This window comes from Zhenhengia yiwuensis (assembly GCF_014384995.1).
GTDB classification, from domain to species: Bacteria; Bacillota; Clostridia; order Lachnospirales; family Cellulosilyticaceae; genus Zhenhengia; species Zhenhengia yiwuensis.
Window position 1 is genome coordinate 17,828 of record NZ_JACRSY010000039.1, and the last position, 9,477, is coordinate 27,304.

Annotated in this window: 10 protein-coding genes and 1 riboswitch; all 10 genes read right to left on the reverse strand. The window is 35.6% G+C overall.

All coding sequences use genetic code 11. The features are described 5' to 3' along the window. Nucleotides 1-69: 69 nt before the first annotated feature. Complete coding sequence (locus H8718_RS16805) at nt 70-645, reverse strand: hypothetical protein (RefSeq protein WP_249333973.1); 576 nt, start codon at nt 643-645, stop codon at nt 70-72. Nucleotides 646-960: 315 nt separating this feature from the next. Further along, nucleotides 961-1,608, reverse strand: a complete 648-nt coding sequence (locus H8718_RS16810; protein ID WP_330597770.1) for a DUF4430 domain-containing protein — start codon at nt 1,606-1,608, stop codon at nt 961-963. A 2-nt stretch (nt 1,609-1,610) separates the two neighbouring features. Then, nucleotides 1,611-2,732 (reverse strand): prenyltransferase/squalene oxidase repeat-containing protein, encoded by a 1,122-nt coding sequence (locus H8718_RS16815; protein ID WP_249333975.1) that lies wholly within the window; start codon nt 2,730-2,732, stop codon nt 1,611-1,613. 100 nt (nt 2,733-2,832) lie between these two features. Further along, nucleotides 2,833-3,031: riboswitch (cobalamin riboswitch) on the reverse strand. Nucleotides 3,032-3,085: 54 nt separating this feature from the next. Then, nucleotides 3,086-3,817 carry an ECF transporter S component gene (locus tag H8718_RS16820; RefSeq protein WP_249333976.1) on the reverse strand — a complete coding sequence of 244 codons (732 nt, stop codon included), beginning with the start codon at nt 3,815-3,817 and terminating at the stop codon, nt 3,086-3,088. After that, nucleotides 3,796-5,403, reverse strand: coding sequence for an ABC transporter ATP-binding protein (locus H8718_RS16825; protein ID WP_249333978.1), 1,608 nt, complete (start codon nt 5,401-5,403; stop codon nt 3,796-3,798). The genes H8718_RS16820 and H8718_RS16825 overlap by 22 nt, the downstream gene beginning before the upstream one ends. 14 nt (nt 5,404-5,417) lie before the next feature. After that, the gene (locus tag H8718_RS16830) at nt 5,418-6,308 is read right to left on the reverse strand and encodes an energy-coupling factor transporter transmembrane component T (protein WP_249333980.1); all 891 of its coding nucleotides are present in this window, start codon (nt 6,306-6,308) and stop codon (nt 5,418-5,420) included. Nucleotides 6,309-6,354: 46 nt separating this feature from the next. Beyond that, nucleotides 6,355-7,116 carry a sugar phosphate isomerase/epimerase family protein gene (locus H8718_RS16835; protein ID WP_249333982.1) on the reverse strand — a complete coding sequence of 254 codons (762 nt, stop codon included), beginning with the start codon at nt 7,114-7,116 and terminating at the stop codon, nt 6,355-6,357. A 148-nt stretch (nt 7,117-7,264) separates the two neighbouring features. Further along, nucleotides 7,265-7,816, reverse strand: a complete 552-nt coding sequence (locus tag H8718_RS16840) for a DUF3793 family protein (protein ID WP_177669099.1) — start codon at nt 7,814-7,816, stop codon at nt 7,265-7,267. A gap of 122 nt (nt 7,817-7,938) precedes the next feature. Next, complete coding sequence (locus H8718_RS16845; protein WP_177669097.1) at nt 7,939-8,844, reverse strand: carbohydrate ABC transporter permease; 906 nt, start codon at nt 8,842-8,844, stop codon at nt 7,939-7,941. Between the two features lie 14 nt (nt 8,845-8,858). Next, complete coding sequence (locus H8718_RS16850; protein ID WP_330597774.1) at nt 8,859-9,362, reverse strand: ABC transporter permease subunit; 504 nt, start codon at nt 9,360-9,362, stop codon at nt 8,859-8,861. Nucleotides 9,363-9,477 lie beyond the last annotated feature (115 nt).

Consider the following 9,477-nt stretch of genomic DNA (forward strand, 5'->3'; position numbering starts at 1 on the left):
CCTCTCTTTCTCCCTTTAAACCTATACTACAAATTTTTATTATTACTTAAATAGATATACAGCTACATTTTACCAATATTCTTCTGTATATTCGTAAATTAAATCAATAATATCTCCTTCATTTAATATTAGATTACTTGCATATAACTCCGTCTTCGTTCCATTCACATATAATCCCCATGAGTAACCCTTCCAATAAGATTGCCCTTTGACAGAGGAGTAATACGCATCTACTACATTTGTTCCTGTCCCAATAAATTCATTTATATAGGCACCATTAACTTTACTTACTATATCCCAACCTATTTTAATCCCTTCTCCAAGAGGTATCCCCTGATCCAATAAATATTGGTAAAGTGCATCCATAACTGTTGGAATATCTTGATATTGATGAACTGCTCCATCCTCTACTGGAAATAAAGTTTTAAAGTTCTCTTTATCGAGCACTATCGGCTCTACAACAGGATATGTTGGTAGATCTGTTTCATTAGCAATTCTTACAGTCGCCCTAATTTGAGTCGTTGCTTGTTCTGCTACCCTCAAATCACTTGGCATCGGCCTTGCCATAACACTTATACTAAGCATCATAACTGCCATAAGCATTGTTAGAAATCTACTTATTGATTTTTTAATACTTTTTTTCATCTCGCTATCTCCCTTTCTTAAAACAAATTAATAAATAATGTCTATCTATGCCTTTTTTAAACTCCTTTCTTAAGATTGATAAACATCATTTTTATATTTCAAATATTTACCTAAACAAAAAAGCGCCTATTTTCCCCATGAAAATAGACGCACTTACTCCTCTACTTACACCATTGTCTAAACCGGGAAACAATTTGGTAAAACGATTTTAGTGTGTATCTGACTTATCCGCTTGCTACGGCATCACAGTGACCCGATCGCGGGGACTCTCACCCCATTCCACGCTTACGCTTTTAAAATCGTTTTAATACTTATTCATTTTTCTAGATATACATTGCCTATATCTCTTCCTAAATCACAAGTATATACCCAATCGATTACATCTCCTTCCTTAACCTGGTATCTGGAACACCCATAATTAGGAAACCATCCATTAACCTTATACATCCAGCCTGAGAGCTCCCCCACGTCAAACTCATAAAGATTATGAATGCCCTCTATATAAGCACTGTTATACATAGGGGTAAACTCAAACTCCATATGAATCTTAGCATTTGTAACTTCTCTTAAGAGTACATCAAATACACTTTCTCCCTCATAAGCTGTAACTTCTTGTAGGGGAAAGATAATACCATCTTTCGGTACTAATTCCCATTTAGCAGGTTCTAATAAATCTATATTATTTAATATGGTTTCACAGGTAATAGAAAGCTTTACTTTAAAAGATTTTTCCTTATTGATAGTGATAGCTTCTGGTTCAACGGGCTTAGGTTTATTTTCTGGCACAGGATCTGTCAAATACTTGTCTCGTTCTACTTCTTCTACCTGTTCTGTTTCAGATTGACTGCTATATTCTACTTGCCCTGGCGTATAAACCTTCTGATGAGATACCTTGCTTCCTAGAAACCATGTTATGATGAGGCACATTAAAACAGCTAACAAAACTTTAATTTTTTGTTTCATCTCTACTTATACACCTTTATATCTGTCATATCATATAAGGAAGTTTGACCTTTTAATAATCGCTCATAGGCTACTAATGCATAGTAAGCCTGCTCTGTAGCCATTTGATCTATTTTTCCATCACGTAAATGCCTAAATCCGCCTCCACTCACATAATACTCCATTAAAGCATCTATAGGACTCTTACCATTTTTTATAAACCGTGCATCTTTTTGAGGATCAATACCTAGTGAGCAAAGTGCTACAATGACTTGAGCTGTACTTTCTGATGTCTCTATACCTTCTCCTAAAACAAGCCCATACTCACTTATAAAGCCACCACTTTTACTTTGCTTCTGAGATAAAAGCTTAAGCGCTTTATCTACTGCTTTTGTTACATATTCATAATTTTTCTGATTATAATAAGGTGCTAAGGCTTGGAGTGTCATAGCTGTCATATCCATATCCGCCTTTGCTCCATTTTTACTTAAACTAAACCCTCCATCTTTTGTTCTATAATCTTTTAAGATCTTTTCTATAATACTATTACGAGAAATCGTTGCATCTTTAGGCCTTGTAGACTGCTTTAAATCTATGGTTATAAGACCAAATACCAATTCATTTAAACCTTGTCTATCTCCTAAACCTTGATGTGCCTTAGGTAGATCAGACATTTTCTTTTCTTTATTCCAAGAGTATTCTATTAAATCTATGCCTGCTACATGCATAGGGTCCTTTCCTATAGCTGTAAGTGCAATAGCAAGTCTCTGGGTTTCTGTCACTTTTAGTCCCCATTTTCTTGTTGCTTTTGCTTCTTCTTGCTTAATTTTTTCTACTACACATTTGTAATAATCTTCGTAGTATGTCTTAGGGACATCTACCCCTCTACGTGCAAGGCCTAAAACTGCCCACTCGCCTCCAATAGAGCCTACTGTTGACTTTTTGACTTTATTCAATATATAGCTGGTTGTATGATCAAGTGCATCTTTAACTTCACTTTCAATACTTCTTAACTGCGTTTGAGTAGTAGAAGAAAGATTCTGCCCACTTGGTGTCACCACTGGTGTTGCATAAATAGGTAAACATACATTTAAAGTAAGTATGACCACAATAACCCATGCAATGATTTTGTTATCCCCTCTCATCCATTAACCCTTCTTTCATATCATGCGCATAAAAAAACTCCTATCTATGGACAGGAGTATAGCGCGCGCTTTTCTTATATTCCTCCCTGTCCCAGAGGCATAAGTTTAAAATTACTTGGCAGGTCTCCTGACTTTATGATTTAGCCTCAGCTTTCCCTTCTCAAAGACCTAAGTCTTCAATGGTTATGAAAGCCTTGTAATCACATACAGTAATGGAAGTTGTGCTGGATTCTCACCAGCTTCCCTATTATCAGCTAACAGGACATTACCTATAGCTGACCAAATAACTTATATGATTGAATTCTATAACAGTATATTAAGTAGACAAGTTTATGATGTCTTAATTTGAAAAATTATTCTATTAATCCATATTTGATTTTGACACGTTCTATTTTCTCAATCATAGGCTTTGACAAAATAAGCAAGAAAAAAACTGTAGCGAATGCATGAATAAGGTCAAAAGGAAGCCCTGATAAACAATAGATTATAAGAAGTTCTAATGTAAACTGACCTGTTGCGGCAAGCATAGATTGTGTATTCATAAGAGGTCCATAAATAAGTAAGGTTGACAGTCCACCAAATACACATAGATAGAGATAAATCCAACCGTTCTTCTTAAGCAGTCCTTTTTTAAACAAAATCCCTGCTAAAAAACCAATAATACCAAAAGAAAACATTTGCCATGGCGTCCAAGGGCCCTGCCCAAATAAAAAGTTAGACACAAATCCCGACATAGCACCTACTAGAAAACCTGACTCTGCTCCAAGACATACGCCTGCAATAATCACAATAGCTACAACAGGCTTAAACTGAGGCAACATAAAAAATGCCCATCTGCCTGCCACTGCAATAGCAACTAAAACAGCAATAACCATAAGCTCTCTTGCCTTAGGTTTCCGCCCCTCAAACACCATAAAAAAAGGGAGCATCGTATAAAAAATAATAAGCATGCTTATAAAGTAATACTTTCTGTCATCTAGCACTGTAAGTCCCCAAAAAATAGTCAGGGGAATAATCAGTAAAATAAAAAAAGCTTCAACCAGCGTTCTTTTAGATAAGCGTTTTACGCCTTGTTCTTTTCCCATAATGTGATAACATCCTTTATTGTTACGCCATTTTCAAATACAAACCTAGACATACGATTACTACTTGTGGTATAAAAGCTATTTCTGCTAAAAAAGATATTACTTGGCGCCTCGCTAATTAAATCGCCGTTAAAGAACATACCGCACCGATCTACATACTGGGCACAGAACTCAATGTCATGGGATACCATTAAAATAGTGACCCCTTTACTTGTAAGTTCTCTTAAAATCTGTGCGAGTTGCCTTTTAAAATAAGCATCCATCCCTTTAGTAGGCTCATCTAAAAGTAAAATCTGTGGTTCTAACAAAAGAATCTTGGCTAAAGCTAACCTTTGCTGCTCACCACCGCTTAAATCATAAGGATGTGCCTTTAAAAGATACGCCATATGGGTAAGCTTTGTTACCCTATCAATAGCATCTTTATCCTTTGCTATATCCCTAAGGTCTTCTAATACAGTCTTCTTGACAAAAAGTGCCTGTGGATTTTGAGGTAAAGTGACAATACGTTTTTTAGCTAGATTGATCTTACCATGATGAGGTTTTAGCATACCTCCTACTAAATTTAAAGTAGTGGTCTTACCTGTTCCATTGCCTCCTAGTAGACCATAAAACTCTCCTTCGTTTACAGAGAAGGAAAGATCACTAATAATATCTGGCCCTTCTTTTTCATACTTAAAGTAAACATGTTTAAATTCTATAGCTTTCTTATCAGATGCAGGCTTATGACTTTTTTCAAGCCTTGGCACCCTGATTTCTTTATTTTTAAAATAGCGCTCTATACTCTGTCTTCCCTCTCTAATGGTAAGAGGATATTCATCTTGCACCATATGACTTACAATTTGCATAGACGATGGCATGGCATAAAACATAGGATGATTCATCTCTTTTAACAACCTACCAGCTTGCGTTGGCGTAGCATCTATCAACAGCTTACCGCCATCTATAACGAATACACGATCACTCATAGGCAAGATTTCTTCTAATCTGTGCTCTGCTATTAAGATGGTAATACCTAAGTCTCTATTAATTTTCTTAATGGTATCTAAAAAGTTTATAGCCCCTACTGGGTCAAGTTGTGAAGTGGGTTCATCCAGAATAATAACTTCTGGCTGCATCGCCATAATAGAAGCTAAATTCAGAAGCTGCTTCTGCCCACCTGAAAGTTCTATCACCTTCTTATGAAACCAGTGCTGTATACCAAAGAAACTAGCCATCTCTCCCACTTTTAACCGAATTTCTGCCGCATCGTACCCCAAACTCTCCAGGCCAAAAGCTAATTCATGCCACACTTTATCCGTCACAATTTGATTATCTGGATTTTGAAGGACATAACCTATTTTAGAAGCCTGCTCTCTTAAATCTAGTCTATTTATATCCCGCTCCTCATACAGAAGTTCCCCCTCTTTCTCCCCATGAGGTGCTAAAACAGGTTTAAGTTGCCGCATCAAGGTAGTCTTACCACTTCCAGAATCCCCACAAATGGTTATAAATTCCCCCTTTTCTATCGTTAGATTTATACGTTTTAAGGCATAATCTTCTCCAAATGGATATTTAAAACTAAAATCCTTTAGTTCGAATAAAGCCATCTCTCCCCTCCTTACTAAACATTTTGCCCACTTATTCGCCACATGATTTCATCATAAATATTTAGGAAAATAGGCATATAGCATAACAAAAAATAACTGATAAAAACGAAGCTGCTCCAAACTGTAACAGGTGTAAACTGAATACGTGGAAAATAATTCACATAGATCAGTCCACTACAAGCACCCATAGCGACAAGCGCTATAAGGATAGCCAATAGACCTATTACCACTTTATCCTTCAAAGTCATCTTGTAAATTGAAAAAGCTGTACGACCTTTAAGCCCATATCCTCTTGCCTTCATACTATCTGCTGTTTCAATACTGCTTTCTAAAGACCAGGTCACCATAATGGATAGGATTTTAAGACCATTTCTTGCACGCCTTAGGACATTCCCCTGGGACACATCATTCCCTATACACTTTTGCGCATTGGAAATCGTTTTAATCCTTGCTTTATACAAGGGTACAAAGCGTAGAACCATGGAAAAAATCAACGAAGAAGCTGGAATGACCTTACCAAATAGGTACATGATTTTGTCCGAAGACATAATCTGGTTATGACAGGAAAACCAAATAATGACGTTAATAATCATAGTAGCCGATACAATGCCATAGATGATGCTTTCTAGCGTAAAAGGATTGCCGTCTTTAAGATAAAACAAAATGGTCATACCCTCATGATTAAAGAGGGGATTCACGCAAGCTAGAACTAACATACTCGGTAGCATATAAACCAGGTTAAACTTCAGCGCCTTTTTCCCATTTAGCATAATCGAGTAAATGCAGGCCCCACTTAGTGATAAAGCCATGTAAACAGGATGTAAGAAAAACATTGCAAAAATAATGACAGCAAAAAAGTATACGAAGTTGACCACAGGATGATACTTTTCAAAACAATCTACCATATGAACCTCCTTTTTTCTCCTTTGTTTTCTATCCTATTAGCCAAAACTAAAAGTTATGCCTTTCCTTCATCCAGTTTAAGGAGTCTATAAGCTGATTTTTATCTGCTATCTCTAAGGTTCCTGTAGACTTTGGCGCTACCTGTCTAATATGCTCTAAAGTGGTTTGCATATTAAGAGTCCCCTTATTCACTGCATGATGCAAATCTTTATTTCCATCATTATTATGAATATGGACATGCCCGATGCGGCTACCTAAACCCTTTACCCACTCCTCTATCGACTTAGAAGAATAAGCATTCACATGGCCTACATCTAAACATGCTGTAAAGGCCTTATGCCCTACTTCATCAATAACTTTTGCCATAGGCCAGTATGCTTCTTCATAAACATTTTCAAGATGGACTTTGATACTTTCATCCTTATCGCTCATAAATGCTTTCCAAAATGCAATGGAATTACCTAGCCAGCCCTCTATATAATAAGTAATAGGAATAAAACCTGTATGGTACACAATTCTCTTTGCCCCCAACTGCTTGGCTATTTCATAGGCCGTTTCAAAACGCTCCATCGTTACCCTCTTAATTTGTGAATCAAAACTGGCTGGCGATAAGTCAAAGAAAGGGCCATGCAGAGAGAGTTCCCTCTCTTTTAGAAATCTTCCTAGACGCTTTTCATATTTTTTAAGTTCTGTCTGGGCATTATCGAGTACATCTGAAATACTAAAATGTATGATTTCTATTCCTACATCATATTGCTCCAGTATTTCTATCATTTGACTTTCTTCTAATAAATCTGATATATAGATCATCTTTCTCCTCCAATGTGTTTCTCTCTTTAATAAAGTATAGAACGCTTAACCACTTTATGCAAAAAGCACTTGATAGAGGTATAGTTTTCCTCCATCAAGCGCTTTTAATAGGATTTATCTTCTTCTGAAATCTATGTCTTTACTCATCTTAGAGCTGCACAACAAGCTTTTCAATACTACGACCTTCTTTTAATTTTTTACGATATATCATTGTACATTTTTTGTATTTTTGAAAAGTCTTTTCAGCTTCTTTCTCATTATTATAAACTTTCCAATATCCTATACATTTACAATTCTGTCCTTTATTTTCAATGAAACCTTTTACATCTTCAATAGGATAACCTAAAAAGATCCCAATCTCATGTGGAAAGGTTTCATATCTTCGTAACCTCTCACTAAGCCTCTTAATACAAGCATCCGGATAACAATTCCTATAACCTTGTTCTTTTAAAAAACTTTGAACTTCTTCTACGCCTATGTCCTTTGCTAATTTTTCAGGTCTAAAAACATAAATTAATGCTCGATCTTTCATAACTGTCAAAAGGGACATATAAACCCCTTTGCAATTCAAAATACTATTCCACTCCTTAATAGCTCCTTTAATACAAGAAAGAGATTCACACTTGCAATTAAAAAGACTTCCTGTTTTCATCCCTGCTAGAGTTGGTGCACAATGGGTTACAAGTAATTCCTCAGACATATTTCCACCTCTCATTTTTTGATAATTATTATCATTTAAAGATATAATAGCTTATTTACAGTGATCTGTCAACAATTTTGATAATGATTATCACTTCTTGAAATATATCTACTCAAGGGCTATTAACCTTTTATTGCTCCAATCATAACACCATTAACAAAATATTTCTGTAAGAATGGATAAAGTACCAATATAGGAAGCGTAGATACAATAATAGTCGCATACTTTATAACTTCCTTCATCATTATCGACTGCGCCGAACTCGCGGTCATGGCTGATGCATAGGCTTGATCAGATGTCACTGGCTGAACAAGAAGCTCTCTTAAAAACATCTGAAGCGGATATAAGTCTCTACGTTGTTGCAAATAGACTAATGCACTATACCATTCTCCCCATCTTCCTACGGCATAAAATAATGCAATAGTTGCCAACGCTGCTTTTGAAAGCGGTAAAACAATACGTGTTAATACTATCCAATCATTAGCACCATCCATTATCGCAGACTCTATTAAACTTTCTGGAATACTTTCAAAGGCAGTACGCAGAACAATCATATTATATGTACTGATTGCACCTGGAATAATAATAGCCCATACTGTATTCAACATTCCTAAATTACGTATAACTAAAAAAGTAGGGATCATACCACCACCAAAAAACATTGTAATCATAATCATGATCATTAAAGGTTTTTTTAACAAAAAATTTTTCCTAGATAAAGCAAAAGAGCCTAAAATAGTTACACTCATATTAATAAATGTACCTACAATAACATAAAAAATCGTATTACGATAGCCAAGCCAAATATTCTCACTCTTTAATACAGCTTCATACCCTCCCCAACTAAAACCTGCAGGTCTAAATAAAAGTCCTGTTACTTTCTGCAATTCTACTGGATCTGATAAGGAAGCAAATAATACATATAACATGGGATAAAGCGTAATCACAGCTAAAATGAACATAAGAATAATATTGAATATATTAAATACTTGCTCAAAAAGTGGTTTGCGTGAAAATGAACTATGCATAAACGTCCTCCTTCTTACCATAAACTCGTTTCACTAAACTTACGACTTATTGCATTAGCAATAATAATAAGCATACAGTTAATAATCGAATTAAATAACCCCACTGCTGTACTATAGCCATAGTCCATATCTTGAAAACCTTTTCTATATACAAAAGTAGATATAATGTCTGATGTTTCGTAAGTTAATGGGGTTTGTAATAAAAATGCCTTCTCCCATCCTACTCCCATTAAATTTCCTACTGCCAAAATAAACATAATAATAATTGTAGGTGTAATCCCAGGTAATGTAACATGCCACATCTGCCTAAATTTACCTGCCCCATCTATACTGGCCGCTTCATAAAGTTCTTGATTAATACCCATCATTGCTGCCAAATAAATAATGGATCCCCATCCAAAACCAGCCCATATATCTGATGCAACATAAATCGTTCTAAAACAATTTGGATCTGCAATTAAACTACCTTCATGAGAAGTAAAGGCATTAACAATTTTTGTTATAAATCCTGTACTGATACTATGTCAAGAAATTAGACACTACAAACGGAGATTTTCTAGTTAACTAGCTTTCTTCTGTTTGTAGTATTCTTTTTCGTAAGCAATAGGTGTTTTATACCCTATTGTTCCATGA

Bases quoted from the DNA above. Each gene is read 5' to 3' on its own strand.
- H8718_RS16820 (WP_249333976.1), bottom strand. From the start codon at position 3,817: ATGGGAAAAGAACAAGGCGTAAAACGCTTATCTAAAAGAACGCTGGTT.
- H8718_RS16840 (WP_177669099.1), bottom strand. From the start codon at position 7,816: ATGTCTGAGGAATTACTTGTAACCCATTGTGCACCAACTCTAGCAGGG.
- H8718_RS16825 (WP_249333978.1), bottom strand. From the start codon at position 5,403: ATGGCTTTATTCGAACTAAAGGATTTTAGTTTTAAATATCCATTTGGA.
- H8718_RS16835 (WP_249333982.1), bottom strand. From the start codon at position 7,116: ATGATCTATATATCAGATTTATTAGAAGAAAGTCAAATGATAGAAATA.
- H8718_RS16810 (WP_330597770.1), bottom strand. From the start codon at position 1,608: ATGAAACAAAAAATTAAAGTTTTGTTAGCTGTTTTAATGTGCCTCATC.
- H8718_RS16805 (WP_249333973.1), bottom strand. From the start codon at position 645: ATGAAAAAAAGTATTAAAAAATCAATAAGTAGATTTCTAACAATGCTT.
- H8718_RS16830 (WP_249333980.1), bottom strand. From the start codon at position 6,308: ATGGTAGATTGTTTTGAAAAGTATCATCCTGTGGTCAACTTCGTATAC.
- H8718_RS16845 (WP_177669097.1), bottom strand. From the start codon at position 8,844: ATGCATAGTTCATTTTCACGCAAACCACTTTTTGAGCAAGTATTTAAT.
- H8718_RS16815 (WP_249333975.1), bottom strand. From the start codon at position 2,732: ATGAGAGGGGATAACAAAATCATTGCATGGGTTATTGTGGTCATACTT.